15 protein-coding genes are annotated in these 19,062 nt (G+C 63.3%); 9 read left to right on the top strand and 6 right to left on the bottom strand.

Annotation, left to right across the window (positions count from 1 at the left end; genetic code table 11):
* Positions 1-38 precede the first annotated feature (38 nt).
* The 5 genes from LW136_RS16685 to LW136_RS16665 all read left to right on the top strand — a co-directional run bounded on the left by LW136_RS16685 (position 39) and on the right by LW136_RS16665 (position 9,491).
* Entirely contained in the window at positions 39-1,724 is a 1,686-nt protein-coding gene (locus LW136_RS16685; RefSeq protein WP_046618011.1) for a fatty acid--CoA ligase, read from the top strand.
* Between the two features lie 215 nt (positions 1,725-1,939).
* Positions 1,940-2,584, top strand: coding sequence for an MBL fold metallo-hydrolase (locus tag LW136_RS16680; RefSeq protein ID WP_234173217.1), 645 nt, complete (start codon positions 1,940-1,942; stop codon positions 2,582-2,584).
* 138 nt (positions 2,585-2,722) lie between these two features.
* Entirely contained in the window at positions 2,723-3,376 is a 654-nt protein-coding gene (locus tag LW136_RS16675) for a YiaD family glycine zipper/OmpA-like lipoprotein (protein WP_003302724.1), read from the top strand.
* A gap of 148 nt (positions 3,377-3,524) precedes the next feature.
* Positions 3,525-7,241: a CHASE domain-containing protein gene (locus LW136_RS16670; RefSeq protein ID WP_234173216.1), complete on the top strand. Its 3,717-nt coding sequence runs from the start codon at positions 3,525-3,527 to the stop codon at positions 7,239-7,241.
* A gap of 126 nt (positions 7,242-7,367) precedes the next feature.
* Positions 7,368-9,491: a putative bifunctional diguanylate cyclase/phosphodiesterase gene (locus LW136_RS16665; protein ID WP_101274379.1), complete on the top strand. Its 2,124-nt coding sequence runs from the start codon at positions 7,368-7,370 to the stop codon at positions 9,489-9,491.
* Between the two features lie 9 nt (positions 9,492-9,500).
* On the opposite strand, the gene LW136_RS16660 is transcribed toward LW136_RS16665, so the two are convergent.
* From LW136_RS16660 to LW136_RS16650, 3 genes are all read right to left on the bottom strand, one after another.
* Complete coding sequence (locus LW136_RS16660) at positions 9,501-10,409, bottom strand: acyltransferase (RefSeq protein WP_045666497.1); 909 nt, start codon at positions 10,407-10,409, stop codon at positions 9,501-9,503.
* A gap of 131 nt (positions 10,410-10,540) precedes the next feature.
* A complete protein-coding gene (pta, locus tag LW136_RS16655; RefSeq protein WP_023444186.1) occupies positions 10,541-12,637 on the bottom strand; it encodes a phosphate acetyltransferase in 2,097 nt (698 codons plus the stop codon).
* A 164-nt stretch (positions 12,638-12,801) separates the two neighbouring features.
* Positions 12,802-13,989 (bottom strand): acetate kinase, encoded by a 1,188-nt coding sequence (locus tag LW136_RS16650; protein ID WP_234173212.1) that lies wholly within the window; start codon positions 13,987-13,989, stop codon positions 12,802-12,804.
* 238 nt (positions 13,990-14,227) lie between these two features.
* On the opposite strand from LW136_RS16650, the gene LW136_RS16645 reads away from it, so the two are divergent.
* From LW136_RS16645 to LW136_RS16630, 4 genes are all read left to right on the top strand, one after another.
* Positions 14,228-14,713 carry an FKBP-type peptidyl-prolyl cis-trans isomerase gene (locus tag LW136_RS16645; protein WP_014821299.1) on the top strand — a complete coding sequence of 162 codons (486 nt, stop codon included), beginning with the start codon at positions 14,228-14,230 and terminating at the stop codon, positions 14,711-14,713.
* A 114-nt stretch (positions 14,714-14,827) separates the two neighbouring features.
* Positions 14,828-15,310, top strand: a complete 483-nt coding sequence (locus LW136_RS16640) for a glutathione peroxidase (RefSeq protein WP_003302715.1) — start codon at positions 14,828-14,830, stop codon at positions 15,308-15,310.
* A gap of 141 nt (positions 15,311-15,451) precedes the next feature.
* Positions 15,452-16,111 carry a TetR/AcrR family transcriptional regulator gene (locus tag LW136_RS16635; RefSeq protein WP_234173210.1) on the top strand — a complete coding sequence of 220 codons (660 nt, stop codon included), beginning with the start codon at positions 15,452-15,454 and terminating at the stop codon, positions 16,109-16,111.
* On the top strand, positions 16,108-17,217 hold the full coding sequence (locus LW136_RS16630; RefSeq protein ID WP_044315545.1) for an NADH:flavin oxidoreductase: 1,110 nt from the start codon (positions 16,108-16,110) through the stop codon (positions 17,215-17,217). The genes LW136_RS16635 and LW136_RS16630 overlap by 4 nt, the downstream gene beginning before the upstream one ends.
* Positions 17,218-17,392: 175 nt before the next feature.
* On the opposite strand, the gene cysZ is transcribed toward LW136_RS16630, so the two are convergent.
* The 3 genes from cysZ to LW136_RS16615 form a co-directional block, all read right to left on the bottom strand.
* Positions 17,393-18,148 (bottom strand): sulfate transporter CysZ, encoded by a 756-nt coding sequence (gene cysZ / locus LW136_RS16625; RefSeq protein WP_234173205.1) that lies wholly within the window; start codon positions 18,146-18,148, stop codon positions 17,393-17,395.
* Between the two features lie 236 nt (positions 18,149-18,384).
* The gene (locus LW136_RS16620) at positions 18,385-18,723 is read right to left on the bottom strand and encodes a HopJ type III effector protein (RefSeq protein ID WP_044315543.1); all 339 of its coding nucleotides are present in this window, start codon (positions 18,721-18,723) and stop codon (positions 18,385-18,387) included.
* Complete coding sequence (locus LW136_RS16615) at positions 18,720-19,013, bottom strand: DUF1244 domain-containing protein (RefSeq protein WP_014821295.1); 294 nt, start codon at positions 19,011-19,013, stop codon at positions 18,720-18,722. The genes LW136_RS16620 and LW136_RS16615 overlap by 4 nt, the downstream gene beginning before the upstream one ends.
* Positions 19,014-19,062: the final 49 nt, after the last annotated feature.

Raw genomic sequence — 19,062 nt, 5'->3', positions numbered from 1 at the left:
GTGCTGTTTACAACTCCAACAAGAACAGGATGCCCCTCATGCTGCAGACCCGTGTCATCAAGCCCGCGGCGAACGCTTACCAGTACCCTCTGCTGATCAAGCGCCTGCTGTTGTCCGGCGTGCGCTACGAGCGCACCCGCGAGATCGTCTACCGTGACCAGCTGCGTTACGACTACCGCACCCTGAATCAACGTGTCGCGCGGTTGGCCAACGTGCTGACTGCAGCCGGCGTGAAGGCAGGTGACACCGTGGCGGTGATGGACTGGGACAGCCACCGCTATCTGGAATGCATGTTCGCCATTCCTATGATTGGCGCCGTGGTGCATACCATCAACGTGCGGCTCTCGCCGGACCAGATCCTTTACACCATGAATCACGCCGATGACCGCTTCGTGCTGGTCAACAGCGAGTTCGTGCCGCTGTACCAGGCGATTGCCGGGCAGCTGACCACCGTGCAGAAGACGCTGCTGCTCACCGATGGCGACGTGCACGACGCCGGCCTGCCGGATTGCGTCGGCGAGTACGAAAGCCTGCTGGCTGCCGCCGAGCCGAGCTACGACTTTCCCGATTTCGACGAGGACTCGGTCGCCACGACCTTCTACACCACCGGCACCACCGGAAACCCCAAGGGCGTCTACTTCACCCATCGCCAGCTGGTGCTGCACACCCTGGCTGCGGCAGTGACGGTCGGCTGCCGGGAGAATCCTCGGCTGATGGGCTCGGACGACGTCTACATGCCGATCACGCCGATGTTCCATGTGCATGCCTGGGGTTTGCCCTACGTCGCCACCATGCTCGGCCTCAAGCAGGTCTATCCCGGGCGTTACGATCCCGAGTACCTGATCGACCTGTGGCGCCGTGAGCAGGTGACTTTCTCCCATTGCGTGCCGACCATCGTGCAGATGCTGCTCAACGCCAAGGCGGCGCAGGGCACCGATTTCAAGGGCTGGAAGATCACCATTGGCGGCAGTGCGCTGACCCGCGGCCTGTATGACCAGGCCAAGGCCCGTGGCATGAACCTGATCGCTGCCTACGGCATGTCCGAGACCTGCCCGCTGATTTCCGGCGCGCACATCAACGACGAGCTGCTCGAGGCCGACGAAGACACCCGCAGTACCTTCCACCTCAAGGCCGGCGTCCCGGTGGTGCTGGTCGATGCGGCGATTCAGGCGGCGGACGGCAGCTTCCTGCCGGCGGATGGGAGCTCCCAGGGCGAGCTGGTGCTGCGTGCACCCTGGCTGACCCAAGGCTATTACAACGAGCCGGAGAAGAGCGAAGAGCTGTGGGCTGATGGCTGGCTGCACACCGGCGACGTCGCGGTGATCGACGAGATGGCCAATATCGAGATCCGCGACCGCATCAAGGATGTGATCAAGACCGGTGGTGAGTGGCTGTCCTCCCTCACCCTTGAAGGGCTGATCAGCCGTCATGAGGCGGTGCGCGATGTCGCCGTGGTTGGTGTGCCGGACGAGCGCTGGGGTGAGCGACCCTTTGCCCTGGTGGTGCTGGGCGAAGGCCGCGAACTGAGCGCTGCCGACTTGCAGACCTTCCTTGAGCCGGCGGTGGCCGAGGGGCACATCAACAAGTGGGCGATCCCGCAGCAGATCGCGGTGGTCAGCGAGATTCCCAAGACCAGCGTCGGCAAGCTGGACAAGAAGCGCATCCGCAGCGAAATCGCGCGTTGGCAGAAAGAGGGGAGCGCCGAGCAGACCTCGCTCAGCTGAACCGAGGTCGCGTATCGGCTCAACGCCCGGTAGGGGCCGTCCACGGATTTGCCGGGCGCCCTGATACCAGGTGATCACCGTCGCGATCGGCCTGAACCATCGCGGCGGGCATTCATCGATGTCGATCCCGGCAGTTGCCTGAAGCCTGCCCACTCGGCAAGCTGCCCTTCCTGCGCGCCCGCGCAGCGAGAGATTGCCAAGCACCCGAGGACGTCATGGCTGCCACCCAACCGATGCTGATTCGCGAAACCTTCCCCGTCGGCCCTTTGCAGTGCAACTGCACGATCATTGGCGATCCTGTCAGCAAGAAAGCCATCTTGGTCGATCCGGGTGGCGATCCTGAACTGATCATGGCGCGACTCGACGCCCATGGCCTGAAGGTGGTGAGCATCATCCATACCCATGCGCACCTGGACCACTTCCTCGCATCCGGCTCGATGAAGGAGAAGACCGGCGCCACGCTCCATCTGCACAAGGCCGATCAGGTGCTCTGGGACAGCCTGGAGATGCAGTGCCGCATGTTCGGCGTGCCTTACCGTCCGGTGCCAGCGCCCGATCAGTGGCTGAGCGACGATGAGGAGCTGGCCTGTGGCTGTGGCGTGGCATTGCACACGCCGGGGCATACGCCGGGATCCATGAGCTTCTGGTTCGCCGACGCCAAATTGCTGATCGCGGGCGACACCCTGTTCCGCCGCGGCATCGGGCGCACCGATCTGTGGGGTGGTGACTACGCCACCATCGAGCGCTCCATCAAGCAGCGGCTCTACTCGCTGGATGAAGAAGCAACCGTGGTGACCGGCCACGGCCCGGATACGCGGCTGGGGGACGAAATGCGCGAGAATCCTTTCGTCCGGGCCTGAACCGGGGTGCCGTTGGCCGGGTTCTGCTGCACGGTTCCTATCCCTGGCGGTGACCGATGGTACTCTAGTGCCGCATTCAGGGCCGCGCTCGCAAGGGCTGGGGACTGCCCTGGTAACCGACGAGAGAAGGAAGTAACTATGAAAATGCTGAACATGACCGCCCTCGCAGCGAGCGTCGCTCTGCTGGTGGGATGCACCACCAATCCCTACACTGGCGAGCAGCAAGCCGGCAAGGCCGGCGTTTACGGTGGTATCGGCGCCGTCAGTGGCGCCGTCATCGGTGCGGCGACCTCTAGCAAGAAGGATCGCACCAAGGGCGCGTTGATCGGTGCAGCGGTCGGTGGTGCGGCGGCCGGTGGCTATGGCTACTACGTCGACACCCAGGAGGCCAAGCTGCGCCAGACGCTGCAGGGCACCGGTGTTCAGGTTCAGCGCAATGGTGACAACCTGACGCTGATCATGCCCGGCAACATCACCTTCGCCAGCAACTCGGCGGATATCTCCAGCAGCTTCTACCCGACCCTGAATTCCCTGGTGCAGGTGTTCAAGGAGTTCAACAAGAACGGCGTCGATATCGTCGGTCACACCGACAGCACCGGCTCCCTGCAGCTGAACCAGGACCTGTCCAACCGCCGCGCCCAGAGTGTTGCTTCCTACCTGGTCGGCAATGGTGTGGCCGCTTCGCGGATTTCTTCCTACGGTGCCGGCCCCAGCCAGCCGATCGCCAGCAACGATACAGCTGCCGGTCGCGCGCAGAACCGCCGCGTCGAGATCAACCTGCGTCCGTTGTAAGCATTCATAGGCCGCGGGGCTGCAATGGCCTCGCGGACGTCGAAATCCAGACGCCATAATTCCGTTTATCTCTGCTCCCATTGAACCTCTCTGCGCTATTCGTATCTGACATTCGATAGCACGCCAGTTGTGGCACAGAGGAGGTCGAATGGATGATCGTACCGCTCTCCATTCCCGCAGGTCCTGGTTGCCATTATTGGTCGCTCTGGCCCTGATGGCGGGCCTGGGTGGATGGATCGGCTGGCAGTGGTATGTCCAGGAACAGCGCAGCAAGGTCGAGCAGGAGCAGCGCTTCACCTTCGCTGTGGATGACATCGAACACACGCTACGCGAGCGGATGCGCGCCTACGAGATGGTCTTGCGCGGGCTTGCTGGCGTCGTTGCCGGCAGCGACGAGGTCCGCATCGATGACTGGGCGCGGGCCGTGGATCAGTTGCAGCTGCAGGACTTCTATCCGGGCATCCAGGCTGTCGCGCTGGCGCGGCATGCGACGCCGGAAACCCTCACCACCCTGATCGACCAGATCCGCGCCTCCGGCCGCGAGCGCTTTCGCATGTATCCGCCGGGCGACCGCGAAGAGTACGTGGTGACCGACTACATCCATCCGACCGACTGGCGCAATCGGCGGGTGCTCGGCTTCGATCTGTTCAGTGAGGCGACCCGCCGCGAGGCGATCATCAGTACGCGCAACAGTGGCAATCCGGTGCTCACGGGGCCGTTGCGCCTCAAGCAGGAAACCGAGCAGAACGTCCAGGTGGGTGTTCTGTTGTTCTTTCCGATCTATGCGGCGACGGCGCCGGTTACTACCGAGGAGGAGCGTCAGCGCGCCTTTGTCGGCACCCTGCACGGCGCCTTCCGTCTGACCGACCTGATGGAAGGCATCCTCGGCTCGCGCAGCCGAATGCTGCAACTGCAGCTGTTCGATGCCGCCAATCCGGAGTCGCCACTGCTCACAGGGCGTGCGCCGGTCAGCGCCGACGCCAAGTTCCAGCGCATTCGGAATATTTACATGTACGGCCGCAGCTGGCAGCTGCAGGTGGCCAGCACGCCGGAATACGAGGCGGTGCTGCGTGACAACAATCGGGCCTTCAGCCTCGCGGCGGCGCTTATGGCGGCGGCATTGTTCTCGTTGCTGGTGGGCGGCTATTTGTATCTGCGCGAACGTGCGCTGCGCAACAGTCAGGTATTGAGCCTGCAATTGCAGGAGCGCGAGGCGCGCTTCCGTCAGCTGATCGAACAATTGCCCGTGGCGACCCTGCTATGCAACGCCGGTGGGCGCATCGAACTGGCCAACCAGAGCGCCGGGCAGCTGTTCGGCAGCTCGACGGAGCTGCTGGCCGGCGAGCGTGTGAGTCGTTACGTGCCCAGCGTGCTCGGCGAGCAGGTGCTCGGGCAACTGCGCGAAACCAGTCAGCTCGAACTGCAGGCGCAGCGCGAGGACGGCAAGGCGATCCCGGTTGCCGTCAGCCTGACCAGCTTCAGACATGACGATGTCTTGTATTACGTCCTGAATCTGCTCGATCTGCAGGCGCGCAAGCGCGACGAGGAGCGCTTCCGTAATGTCGTCGAGGCCTCGCCCAATGCCTTCGTGCTGGTGGATACCCGCGGCGACATCGTCATGGTCAATCGCCAGACCGAGCTGCTGTTCGGCTATGAGCGCCAGGAGCTGGTCGGGCAGCCCGTGGAACTGCTGTTGCCCGAAGCCTTGCGTGAAGCGCATCGCGGTCTGCGCCAGGGTTATGCCGAGAATCCGGAACCACGTCGCATGGGCGGCAACCGCGAGCTGTTCGGCCGCCACCGCGACGGTAGCGCGTTGCCTGTGGAAATCGGCCTGTCGCCCTTGCGCAGTGGCGACGAGCAGCTGGTGCAGGCGGTGATCATCGATATCAGTCACCGCAAGGCGGCCGAGCGTCGCTTGCGCGAGCAGGCCGACCAGCTGGCAGTAGCCAATCGCTACAAATCCGAGTTCCTCGCCAATATGTCCCACGAGCTGCGCACGCCGCTCAACAGCATTCTCATCCTCAGCGATCAGCTGCGTCAGAACGGCTCGGGCAACCTCAACGACAAGCAGGTCCGGCATGCCGACATCATTCATCGCGCCGGTCATGAGCTGCTGCAGTTGATCAACGATGTGCTGGATCTCGCCAAGATCGAGTCCGGCCATATGCAACTCAAGCTGGAGCCGCTGAACCTGCGTGAGTTGCTGACCGAACTGGAAACCTCGCTGACGCCGATGGCCGAGCAGAAGGGCTTGGCGCTGAAGGTGGTGGTCGACGCCGACGTACCGCCTGCGCTGAATTCGGACCGGGCCCGGCTGCAGCAGATTCTGCGCAACCTGTTGACCAACGCCTTGAAGTTCACCGAGCAGGGGCAGGTGGAGTTGCTGGCGAGCTACCCGCCGGAGGACGCTGACGGACAAATCCTGCAGCTGCAGGTACGTGACAGTGGCATCGGTATTGCCAAGGACCAGCAGGAGCGGATCTTCCAGGCGTTCCAGCAGATCGATGGTTCGATCAGCCGTCACTACGGCGGCACCGGTCTGGGCCTGGCGATCACTCGGCAGCTGGTGGAGGTGCTCGGGGGGTACGTCACGGTTGATAGCGAACTCGGCAACGGCGCCACCTTCACTGTGCGATTGCCGGTGGAGTCGACGTCGGGCGCATCAGCGCAGCCGCTGTTGCCGCGCCAACCGCAGCGCCGTGGGCGTGGTCCGGGGCTGCTGATCATCGAGGACGATGCCGATTTCGCATCGGTAGTGGCGGAGGTCGGGCAGAGCCACGGCTTTACCAGCCTGATCTGCAGCACCGGCCAGCAGGGGCTGGAAGCCCTGCGGCGCGAGCACTTTGCCGCAGTGATCCTTGACATCCTGCTGCCGGACATCAGTGGTTGGCAGGTGCACCGGGAATTGCGTGGCGACGAGCGTCATCAGGGCATGCCGGTGCTGATCATTTCCTGCGTGCCGCAGCCTCACGACTGGCATGACGATGGTTCGCGCTATCTGGTCAAGCCGGTAGCGCAGGCCGAACTCGAGCGCATCTTCATCGAACTGGCGCGCCACGAACAGAATTCGCTGCGCCTGCTGCTGGTGGAGACCGATCCCCGTCGCCGCGAACTGATCCGTGAGTACTTCGAGCGGCTCGGCTATAGCGTCACGCTGGCGGGGGGCGCCGAAGCGGCCCGGCTGGCGTATGCCGAACAGAATTTCACCGTGGTGGTGGTCGAACAGGAACTGGCAGACGGCAGCGGGCTGGATCTGCTGGATGCGCTGGAGCGCCTGCGTTCGCTTCGCGGCGTCACGGTGTTGGTAAACAGCCGTGAAAAGCTGTCGGATACAGACCTGCAACACTTGCGCCGTTATTCGGCTTCAGCACTGTCCAAGGAGGATGATGTGAAACGTATGGGAGAACTGGTGCGCCGAGGGCCAACGGTGGCGTCGCCAAGCGCGGCAGCTTCGCTGCAGGTGGCGGCATCGGGCCGGCGCGTGCTGCTGGTGGATGAGGATGTACGGCTGATCTATTCGCTGACCGCCCAGCTCGATGAGCTCGGGCTGCTGGTGGTCCCGGCCACAAGTGCCGACGAAGCGGTCGAGCGTTTCGATGAGGATGCCTTCGATCTGGTACTGCTGGACATGAGCCAGCCTGGGGCGGAAGGTCCTGATTTGGCGCAGCGGCTTAAGCAGGCGCATGACTGTCAGGCCCCCATCGTTGCGCTGGTGACAACGACGGGTGGGGGTGAGCGCGAGCGTTGCATGGCGGCTGGCGCCGACGACGTTCTGCTCAAACCCGTCGAGGCCACGGCGCTGGCGGCACTGTTGCAGCAATGGCTGGGTCTGGAGAGCGGTGCGGCCGGGGCTGAAGAGGAGTAAGCAAGTCGTGCGTGTTGAACATGCCTGTGGTGATGCGTTGATCGAACGATATGACACCTGGTGCGCGAATTCTCCGTGGGACGCTTGTTGTCGGCAGTTTGGCAACGGATTGCTCGGAGGTTGGCGATGACGCAGACGCAGCTTAAGGCCAAGCCACGCAGTCGTACGCTGCTGGTGGTGGACGACCGGGAAGCGAACCTGGTGGCCATGGAGGCGTTGCTGGGCGATGGTGACTGGCAGGTGCACACGGTCAATTCCGGCGAGGCTGCGCTGCGGGCACTGCTGGAACTGGACGTCGAGCTGGTGTTGCTGGATGTGCAGATGCCCGGCATGGATGGCTTCGAGGTCGCCCGGCTGATGCGTGGCAGCCCGCATACCCGCTACACGCCGATCATCTTCGTTTCGGCCATCGCGCATACCCGCGACTCCGTGCTGCGCGGTTACGCCACTGGCGCGGTGGACTTCATCCTTAAGCCGTTCGATCCACAGGTGCTCAAGCACAAGATCAACACCTTGCTGGCCCACGAACACAACCGCCGTGATCTGCAACTGCTCACACAGCAACTGGACAGCGCCCGTGCATTCAATGCCTCGGTCCTGAGCAACGCGGCCGAGGGCATTCTGGTGGTCGCCGAGGACGGCTATATCAGCTTCGCCAATCCGGCGATCGCCGGCATGTTGCATACCCGCGTCGAGGACCTGCAGGGCACGCCGCTGCTCTCGCATCTGGCGGCGCCGGAGATGCCGGCCAACTGGCAGGAGTCGGACTTCTACCGTTACTGGCGCAGCGGCTCGACCTATCGTCTGCACGAGGCGCAGCTGCACACCGCCACCGGTACGCCGTTGCCCGTCGCGTTGTCCAGCTCGCCGCTGCCGCGCCAGCAGCGCTCCATGGTGGTCATCGCGTTGGACATGTCGGTGGTGCGCAACCTTCACGTTCAGCTGGAGACCCAGGCGGTCACCGACTCGCTGACCGGGCTGCTGAACCGGCGTGGCTTCCATCAGGCGCTGGAATCGTCGCTGGCGCGGGTCGATCGCAACGGCAAGCGCATGGCGATCCTTTATATCGATCTGGACGGCTTCAAGCGCATCAACGATTCGCTCGGCCACGATGCCGGCGACGAAATTCTGTGCAAGGTGGCGCGCCTGCTGGAGACCTGCATGCGTCCCTACGACATCATCGCGCGCATGGGCGGCGACGAGTTCACGGCGCTGCTGGATTCCCTCGATCACCCGGAGGATGCCGCACGGGTAGCGGAGAAGCTGATCGAGCTGATCTCGGTACGGCACAGGATCGACGGTACCGAGGTGACCCTTGGTGCCAGTATCGGCATCGCTCACTTTCCCGACTGCGGGGTCAGCGTCGATCAGCTGCTGCGCTCGGCAGACATGGCGATGTACGAGGCCAAGCGTGCCGGTCGCCGCCAATACCGATTCTTCTCCAGCGACATGAACGAACGCGCGCATGCGCGGCTGATGATGGAGGAAAACCTGCGCAGCGCCACCGAGCGCAACGACTTCGAGCTGCTGTACCAACCGCAGATCATGCTGGCGACCGGTAAGCTGAGGGGGTTCGAGGGGTTATTGCGCTGGCCCCAGGGTGATGCAGAGGAAAACCAGCCGGGCAACTTCATCCCATTGCTGGAAGAAACCCGGTTGATCGAGCGGGTCGGCGACTGGGTGCTGCGCGAAGGCATGAATCAGTACTGTCAGTGGCTGCCGTCATTCGGCAGCGATCTGATTCTCAGCCTGAACGTCAGCCCGGTGCAGTTCAGCCGGGCTGGGCTGTTCGATTCGCTTCGCCGTCTGCTGGATGAATATCAGCTCCACCCTGCGCAACTGGAGCTGGAGGTCACCGAAGGCACGCTGATGCAGGATCTCGAGCAGAGCTGCGAGAAACTACGGCAATTGCGCAAGCTCGGCGTGCGCGTGGCCATCGACGATTTCGGCACCGGTTATTCGTCGCTGGCTTATCTGCGGCACTTCGAGCTGGATACGCTTAAGATCGACCGGCTTTTCATCGCCAACATGCTGGATTCCCCCCGCGATGCGGCGGTGGTCAGCACCATCATTGATCTGGGCCGCAACCTCAACCTGGAAGTGGTGGCCGAGGGCGTGGAAACCCGGGCGCAGCTTGACTGGCTGGTGGAGAACGGCTGCGACGTCATGCAGGGCTTTCTCGTCTCACCGGCATTGAGCGCCGAGCAGGCGCGGGCCTTTCCCACTCAGGTCGCCTGGGACGCGCTCTGAGCGAGCTGGTCAGGGCTGCACCGGAAACTGCTGGTGCAGTTGCTCCAGTTGCAGATCCTTTTCACTCCAGAGCCCGTTGACCCACTGCTGGAATGCCAGCCGATACGACTCGTCCTGGTCGTAGTTGCAGCGGAGGAATTCGGCGGGTATCGGCTGTGCCTGGAGGCGCACGACGACCTGATGGATATTGCCGGCAAGCAAGTCCCAGAAACTCGGACGACCGTCGGGGTAATGGATGGTGATGTTGATCAGCGCCGTCAGTTGCTCGCCCATGGCGTCGATGACGAAGGCGATGCCGCCAGCCCTTGGCTTGAGCAGATAGCGATAGGGTGAGGCTTGTTCGGTGTGCTTGTCCTCGGTGAAGCGTGTGCCTTCGAGGAAGTTGAACACCGACACCGGATTGGTCCGATAGCGCTCGCAGGCTTTGCGTGTGGTCGCCAGGTCCTCGCCACGCTTCTCCGGGTACTTGGCCAGATACTCCTTGCTGAAGCGCTTCATGAAGGGAAACTCCAGCGCCCACCAGCACAGGCCGATCACCGGGACCCAGATCAGCTCCTGCTTGAGAAAGAACTTGAGGAACGGCATGCGCCGGTTGAGCTGGTACTGCAGCACGAGAATATCCGCCCAGCTCTGGTGGTTGCTGGTGACCAGGTAGGAGTGATGCATGTCAACCTGATCCAGACCCTGCACGTCCCAGCGGATCGGGCGAACCAGATCCATCCAGAAGCTGTTCATCGCGATCCATGACTCGGCGATCCAGTGCATGCCGAAGCGCAGGCTGCGTTGTATCGCAGGGATTGGAAACAGCAGCTTGAGCAGCGAGAGCGCAAACAGCGGCCAGCACCAGAACAGGGTATTGAGCGCAAGCAGCAGGGCGGCGAGCGTGCCGCGGAGTGGAGCGGGGAGAAAGCTCAGCATGAAGTTCTTGTCGATACGGCTGATTCGAGGCGCCAAGAGTAGCGATTACGCGCTGAACTGCAACTATCGAGAGGGGTGAAGCACTGGCGCCGCCTGCCGGAGGGCGAGGCGGCGCCAGTCAGAAGCGGCCGTCAGGCCTTCTGGTTGGCAGCCTGCAGAGCGGTCAGGGCGATGGTGAAGACGATGTCATCCACCAGGGCGCCGCGGGACAGGTCATTGACCGGCTTGGCCAGGCCTTGCAGCATCGGGCCGACGCTGAGGCAGTTGGCGTTGCGCTGAACCGCTTTGTAGGTGGTGTTGCCGGTGTTCAGGTCGGGGAAGATGAACACCGTGGCTTGGCCGGCGACCTTGCTGTTAGGGGCCTTCTGCTTGCCGACGCTGAGCACGGAGGCGGCGTCGTACTGCAGTGGGCCGTCGATCGGCAGCTCGGGCGCACGACCCTGGGCGATGCGGGTGGCTTCAGCGACCTTCTCGACTTCTGCACCGCTGCCGGAGCTGCCGGTCGAGTAGCTGATCATCGCGACGCGCGGGTTGACGCCCAGGGCCACGGCGGACTCGGCGCTCTGCAGGGCGATCTCCGCCAGTTCGGTGGCGCTCGGGTTCGGGTTGACCGCGCAATCGCCGTAGACCAGAACCTGATCCGGCAGCAGCATGAAGAACACCGAGGACACCAGGCTGTAGCCCGGTGCGGTCTTGATCAGCTGCAGGGCAGGGCGGATGGTGTTGGCGGTGGTGTGCACGGCGCCGGAAACCAGGCCGTCCACTTCGTCCAGCGCCAGCATCATGGTGCCGAGGACCACGGTGTCCTTCAGCTGCTCGCGGGCGTCGTCCGGGGTCAGGCCCTTGGCCTTGCGCATTTCGCACATCGGCTCGACGTAGCGGTTGGCGATGTTGTCCGGATCGAGAATCTCCAGGCTGGCGGGCAGGGTGATGCCTTGCTCGCGAGCGACCTGCTGGACTTCTTCCGGCTTGGCCAGCAGCACGCAGCGGGCGATGCCACGCTCCTGGCAGATGGCGGCGGCGCGGATGGTGCGTGGCTCGTTACCTTCGGGCAGCACGATGCGCTTGTTGGCATCCTGCGCGCGCTTGACCAGCTGGTAGCGGAAGGCTGCCGGCGACATGCGCAGCTCGCCGCGCGGCACGCTGTAGCGGGTGTGCAGGAACTCGGGGTGCAGGTGCTTGGCGATGAAATCGGTGACCCGTGTGGCACGTTCGATGTCGTCCGACGGGGTCTCCTTGTTCAGGCCGAACAGGTTGTTCGCCGTGTCGTAGGAGTTGGTTTCCACGGTCATCACCGGCAGGCCGCCGTCCAGTGCGGCCTTGCACAGCTCGAGAATGCGCGGGTCCGGGGCGAAGTCGCTGCACAGCAACAGGCCGGCGAGTTTTTCGCCGTTGAGCGAGGCCAGGCTGGCGGCCAGGATGATGTCGTCGCGGTCGCCTGGCGTCACTACCAGCACGCCGGACCGCAGCAGCTGTACGGTGTTCGGAACGGCGCGCGCGCACAGCACGATCTTGTTGACGCGACGCTGGTCGGCTTCACCGGCGTTCAGTACCTGAGCGCCGAGCAGCTCGGCGATGTCTCGGGTGCGCAGTGCGTTGAGCTCTTCGGAGAAGGGGATCGCGCCCAGCAGCTGGAAGTCGGCGCTGCCCAGCAGCGGCAGGTGCTGTTTGAGGCTGTCTACGAAAGCCGGCAGGCCTTCTTCGGTCTTGACCTTGTTGAGGATGACGCCAAGCACCTTGGGGTCCTTCGCGCCGCCGTACAGCTGCGCCTGGATCTCGATGCGTTCGGCCAGGCGCTTGAGGCTGTCGCTGCCCTGGGCGCCGATCAGGATAACCTCGGCGTCCAGGCTCTTGGCCAGCTGGGTGTTGATGCGCTGGGTGTAGTTGGACTCGCGGGTGGGCACCATGCCTTCGACGATGACCACGTCCTTGCCGGCAGCGACTTCCTGGTAGCGGCTGATGACATCTTCGAGCAGCAGGTCGATCTCGCCATCGGCGAGCTGACGCTCTACCTGCTCCAGCGGCAGCGGCTCGGGCGAGGTCAGATTAAGGGTGCGCTCGACCAGGATGCAGGAGCGCTCACGGCCCTGATCGACCGGAAAGGGCTGGGCGATCGGCTTGAAGAAACCGACCTTCAGTCCGGCGTTTTCCAGGGCGCGAATCAGGCCGAGGCTGATGGAATTGAGGCCGCCGCCGAAACCGGTAGGGGCTAGAAAGATTGTGTGCATGGCATCTCCTTGAGGGCAGGGTGCTCGGGGTAACGGTGCTGGGCGCCGGCAAGGCTAGGGCAGTTGCCACGGGACGGAAACTGCCGGATTGCCGCGGCGCTGATGTGCAAAGACCCGACCGCCAGGGGCTGTCGGGTCTCGGAATCGCTACATGCCTACTGCGCTCAGGCGTCCAGCAGGGCCAGCGTATCGAGGGCAATCTGGCGCTCCTCGTTGGTCGGGACGACCATGACGCGCGGGCTGCCTTCAGCCTGGATTTCGCCGGCAACGCCGCGGGTGCAGCGGGCGTTGGCTTCGGCGTCGAGCTTGAAGCCGAACAGCTTGAGGTGTTCCAGTGTCCGCTCGCGCACTGCCGAGGAGTTCTCGCCGATACCACCGGTGAATACCAGGCCGTCCAGCTGCGGCAGGGCGCAGGACATGGCGGCCAGCGACTTGGCCAGGCGGTAGCAGAATACCTCGAAGGCCAGCACCGCGCCTGGATGACCGGCGTTGCGGGCATCGGCCAGGGTGCGCATGTCGTTGGACAGGCCGGAGAGGCCCTTCAGGCCGCTTTCCTTGTTGAGCATGTTGTCGATCTTGGCCAGGTCCCAGCCCAGCGTCTTGCTCAGGAAGTTGTGCAGGCTCGGATCGACGTCACCGCTGCGGGTGCCCATCACCAGGCCTTCGAGCGGCGTCAGGCCCATGCTGGTGTCGCGGCTTTCACCGTTGACTACCGCGCAGGTGGAGCAGCCGTTGCCCAGGTGAGCGACCAGCCAGCTGCTGTTCTCGACCGGTACGCCGGCCAGTTCGGCGGCGCGCTTGCTGACGTAGCGGTGGCTGGTGCCATGGAAGCCGTAGCGGCGTACACCATGATCCTTGTACAGCACATCCGGCACGGCATAGCGGTAAGCATGCTCGGGCATGGTCTGGTGGAAAGCGGTGTCGAACACGCCAACCTGCGGCAGCTCGGGGAACAGATTGATGGCGGCGCGGATGCCGCTCAAGTTGGCCGGGTTGTGCAGCGGCGCCAGCTGAATGTTGGCTTCGATGCCGGCCAGGGTTTCATCGGTGAGCAGCGAGGAGGCGAAGAACTTTTCGCCGCCGTGCACTACGCGGTGGCCGATGCCATCCAGATGGCCGCCAGCGGCGTCCTCCACGCGCGGCAGGATCTGGGCCAGAGCAGCCTGATGATCGGCATTCGGCACCTTGACGCTTTCCTTGCCGGCTGCGCTCTCGAAGTGGATGACGGCTTCCGGGCTGCCGATGCATTCGGCAAGGCCTTGTAGCGGGAAGGTCGCTTGCGCTTCGTTGACCAGGGCGAACTTGATCGACGAGCTGCCACAGTTAATCACCAGGATGTTACGAGCCGACATCGGTGCTCCTTGGTTCTCTAATGTTATTGATATGGGTGCCAAAGATACTTTCCGCCGATTCTTGCACATCGTCCATGAAAGCGATGCCATCCAAAGGTTGTAGTCCCATGTTCAATGGCACTACATGCGGGGCGAGGGCGACGAACGGCATTGGCCCGTTCATCCAAGGTCGGTTCGCAATCGGCGCGGTGGATGGTTAAACTTCGACATCCATTCTCTAAAGCAAAGGTCCTGCCCCATGCTGATTGCCGCTAACAAGGCTGTCTCTATCGACTACACCCTCACCAACGACGCCGGTGAGGTGATCGACAGCTCCGCCGGCGGCGCGCCGCTGGTCTACCTGCACGGCGCAGGCAACATCATTCCGGGCCTGGAGAAGGCCCTCGAGGGCAAGCAGGGCGGTGACCAGATCCAGGTCGCCATCGAGCCGCAGGACGCTTACGGCGAGTACAGCGCGGAGCTGGTCGCTACCCTCAATCGCGCCATGTTCGAAGGCGTCGACGAGCTGGAAGTGGGCATGCAGTTCCACGCTTCCGGTCCGGACGGCGGCATGCAGATCGTCACCATTCGTGACGTGGAAGGCGACGACGTGATCGTCGACGGCAACCACCCGCTGGCCGGCCAGCGCCTGAACTTCGACGTCAAGGTCGTCAGCGTGCGTGACGCCAGCGAAGAAGAAGTTGCCCACGGCCACGTCCACGGCGAAGGTGGCCACCACCACTGATCCGGGTCGCCGCATAGGCGCCCGCAGGCACGGCGGCAGGAACCGCTGTCGTGCGGATCGAAAAGAAGAGCGCTCCGGTCGTTGCCGGGGCGTTTTTTCGTTAGGAGAGATGAGATGAGCGCATTCCACCAATTGGTGTTGCCAGGCCTGGGCAGCGAGGAGCTGCCGTTGGCGCAGTTCGGCGATCGGATCACGCTGGTGGTCAACGTCGCTTCGCAGTGCGGGCTGACCCCGCAGTACGCCGGCCTGGAGCGGCTGCAGCAGCAATACGCTGCCCGCGGCTTCAGCGTGCTGGGCGTGCCATGCAATCAGTTCGCTGCGCAGGAGCCGGGCAGCGATGAGGAAATCCGCTCGTTCTGCACACTCAACTATGGTGTGAGCTTTCCTCTGAGCGGCAAGCTCGAGGTGAACGGTCCGCAGCGCCATCCGCTGTATCGTTTGCTGGCTGGCGAAGGTGCCGATTTTCCGGGAGACATCACCTGGAACTTCGAGAAGTTCCTGGTGGGCAAGGACGGCCGTGTGCTGGCCCGTTTCTCACCGCGCACCACGCCCGACGACCCCGCCCTGATCCAGGCGATCGAAACAGCCCTGGCCTGATCTGCAGTTCTGCGACCGTACGCGCGGTCGCGTTCTCTTTCTTGAGGACTGGATATACCGGCCATGCTTGCCGTGGTTGCCGCTGAATAAGTGTCATGGATGATGCTGTGCCGGCGAGACGACCGGTCATATTCTCGCTGCATGACCAATCCAGCACGCAACGACAAGCGCGACCTGATCCTGTCCAAGGGTGCCCGGGTGATGACCCGCCGCGGCTATCACGGCACCGGTGTCCAGGAAATCGTCCAGGCGGCCGGTATTCCCAAGGGCTCGTTCTATCACTACTTCGCCAGCAAGGAAGACTTCGCCCTGCAGGCGCTGGACTATATCTATGCGCCCCGGCTGGAGCGCTATCAGGCGGCGCTGAGCAACTCAGCAGTCTCGCCCCGGCAGCGCATCCTCGACTACTACGCCGATCTCGTTGCGCACTTCGCCCGTCAGGAAAAGCCCGAATATCACTGCTTCATCGGCAGCCTCAGCTTCGAGATGGCCGAGCTGTGCCCGGCCATCGCCAAACGGCTCAGCGCGATACTGACGCAATCGGTCGAGTTGCTTACGGCCTGCCTCGAACAGGCGCGTGTCGGTGGAGAGATCGCGGCCGATTGCGATTGTGCAGTGCAGGCGGAATTCATAAGCAACGCCTGGGAAGGTGCGCTGCTGCGCATGAAAGTGAGCGGCAGCGTTGCGCCTTTGCAGGTGTTTTTCCAGCAGCTCGAACGCCTGTTGGCGCCGGCTGCAATAACTTCGCCGGGGCATGAGCGCCCGGCTGCCTTGACCAATGCCACAGGAGTCGATCGATGACCGCCAGCGTACAAGCCTTGTTTCAGCCCTTTGAGTTGGGTGCTCTCCGTTTGCCGACCCGTGTGGTCATGGCGCCGATGACCCGTTCGTTCTCGCCTAACGGCGTACCCACTGCCGATGTGGTCGAGTACTACCGCCGTCGTGCCGCCTCCGGGGTCGGGCTGATCATCACCGAGGGCACCACGGTCGGCCACGCCGCGGCGAACGGTTATCCCCATGTGCCGCGTTTCTACGGTGAAGATGCGCTGGCTGGCTGGAAGGCTGTGGTCGATGCGGTGCACGCCGCTGGCGGCAAGATCGTCCCGCAGCTCTGGCACGTCGGTAACGTGCGCCGCAAGGGCACCGAGCCGGAGCCGGAGGTCGTCGGTTACGGCCCGATGGAGAAGCAGAAGGACGGCCAGGTCGTCGTTCATGGCATGACCAAGCAGGACATCCAGGATGTGATCGAAGCATTCGCTCAGGCTGCCCGCGATGCTCAGGCGATCGGCATGGACGGCGTGGAAATCCACGGTGCCCACGGCTACCTCATTGACCAGTTCTTCTGGGAAGGCAGCAATCAGCGCACCGATGAGTACGGCGGCAGCCTGGCCAATCGCTCGCGCTTCGCTATCGAGCTGGTGCAGGCCGTACGTGCAGCGGTCGGCCCTGGTTTCCCGATCATCTTCCGCTTCTCGCAGTGGAAGCAGCAGGACTACACGGCGCGCCTGGTGCAGTCGCCCGAAGAGCTCGGCGAGTTCCTGGCACCTTTGTCGGCGGCCGGCGTGGACATCTTCCATTGCTCGACGCGCCGTTTCTGGGAACCGGAGTTCGAAGGCTCCGATCTCAACCTGGCCGGTTGGACCCGCCAACTGACCGGCAAGCCGACCATCACCGTTGGCAGTGTCGGCTTGGATGGCGAATTCCTGCAGTTCATGGTCAAGACCGACAAGGTGGCGCAGCCGGCCAACATCGAGGGATTGCTGGAGCGTCTGAACAAGCAGGAGTTCGATCTGGTGGCGGTGGGGCGTGCGCTGATCTGCGATCCGGACTGGGCGGTTAAGGTGCGTGAAGGGCGGATGGAAGAGATTCTGCCGTTCAGTCGTGAGGCGTTGAAGACGCTGGCGTGAGTGAGGGCGGCAGCCAGGGTGATCTGGCTGCCGATTTCCCCTGACCCGGCAGCATCCGATCTCGCCAGGCCTTCGCGCTGAGCTGTCAGCATGTGACGTAGGTGCGGACGGAGAGACTCGAACTCTCACACCTTGCGGCGCTAGAACCCTGACCGCCGAGTGCGACACCTGACGTCTACGTTGGTCGGTCCAGCTGCCGATTTGGCCCGCCTTCCCTTACCCAGAACAGCGTCGCTCCCGCCACGGCCGCCGGCATGATCAGCAGGTTCAGGACCGGCACCAGCAACGCCGCATAAGTCACCGCACCAAAGCTCAGGCTCTGCCAGCGTCGCTGGCGCAACCAGCCCATCATGTCCGCCCAGCTCAGCTTGTTGTTGTCCGCCGGGTAGTCGATGTATTGCACTGCCATCATCCACACGCCGAACAGCAGCCATAAAGGCGCGGCAACAAGGTTCAGTACGGGGATGAATGAAAGCACCAGCAACGCCAGCGCGCGCGGTGCGAAATAGCCCAGCTTGCGCAGCTCGCGGCCAATCGTGCGGGGCAGCATGGCCAGCAGCTCGGCCCAGCTGAAAGGCGGCGCTGCGTCTTCGCCGCGCACCACCACCTCGACCTTTTCCGCCAGAAAGCCGTTGAACGGTGCGGCGATGATGTTGGCCAGCATGGTGAAGCTGAAGAACACCATCAGTACCACCAGCACGACGAACAGCGGCCAGAGGATGTATTCGAGAAAGGCGAGCCAGGTCGGCAGGTTGGGCATGAAGGTGTCGACCCAGCTGCTGAACTGGCCGACCGCGAACCAGATCAGGCCGAAGAACAGCAGCACGTTCACCGTCAGCGGCAGGATCACGAACAGACGCAGCCCCGGGCTGAGCACCAGGCGCAGGCCTTCTCGCAGGTATTGCGGGCCGGAGAGGGCGGATACGGGCATTGGCGTCTCCTGAAAAAGGGCAGTGTTTCGTCGAGAGGGGTGTAGCGCAGCGGGATAGTCGATGACTATGGGTTGTATGCAGAACCTGAATTATCCGCGGCCTCGGCGGATAGCTAAGGTGGCGCTCAACGGTTTTCGGGTCATCCGCTCCTTCAGCCTTCCCCAAGTGCTTGGGATGACCCTTTTTATTCCCATTGAGCCGGCATAGCCGGCTCGATCCGTCGAATGGATGCGCGTTACTTACGCTTGAGCGGTTGGGTGTCGAAACGCACGCCCGGCAGGCCGGTTTCCATGAGCGCGCGGATGTTGCGGTGGTCGCTGCCGTTCGGGTTGGCCAGGACCTCCTGATAGTGCTCGCCGAACGCAAGCAGCGCTTCTTCCGTCGTGAAGTCTTCAAGCAATGCGAGGCCTAGCGTCTTGCAGGAACCTTCGTTCTCGCCGGCAGCGTTCTCCAGTGTACCGTTGACGAAGCGGCTCGGCTGGTAGTCGTAAGCGCCCTCGATGAAGGCAAGCGTTTCGCTGAATGCGTGGTTGCGATTGCGCAGGCTGGCGCGGAAGTCCTTCAGGTCGTTCATTCTTGCTGGGCCTTGTCGAAAGCAGCCTGCTGCTCGGCAGACGCTTCCTTCTGATAGCGTTTTTTCCACTCGCTGTACGGCATTCCGTACACCTCTTCGCGGGCCTGGTCGATGCTGAGTTCGACGTCCAGATCGTCCGCGGCGGCCTTGTACCATTTCGACAGGCAGTTGCGGCAGAAACCGGCCAGGTTCATCAGATCGATGTTCTGTGCATCGGGACGGGTACGCAGGTGCTGGACCAGGCGGCGGAAGGCGGCGGCTTCCAGTTCGGTGCGTTCTTGATCGTTCATCTCTTGGGTCTCGGCGTTGGCTGAGGTCGGCCGGATCATAACCTTGCGT

Origin of the sequence: Stutzerimonas kunmingensis (genome assembly GCF_021432085.1) — a bacterium.
Taxonomy (GTDB): Bacteria; Pseudomonadota; Gammaproteobacteria; order Pseudomonadales; family Pseudomonadaceae; genus Stutzerimonas.
This window is presented reverse-complemented; position numbering and strand designations above follow the sequence as displayed.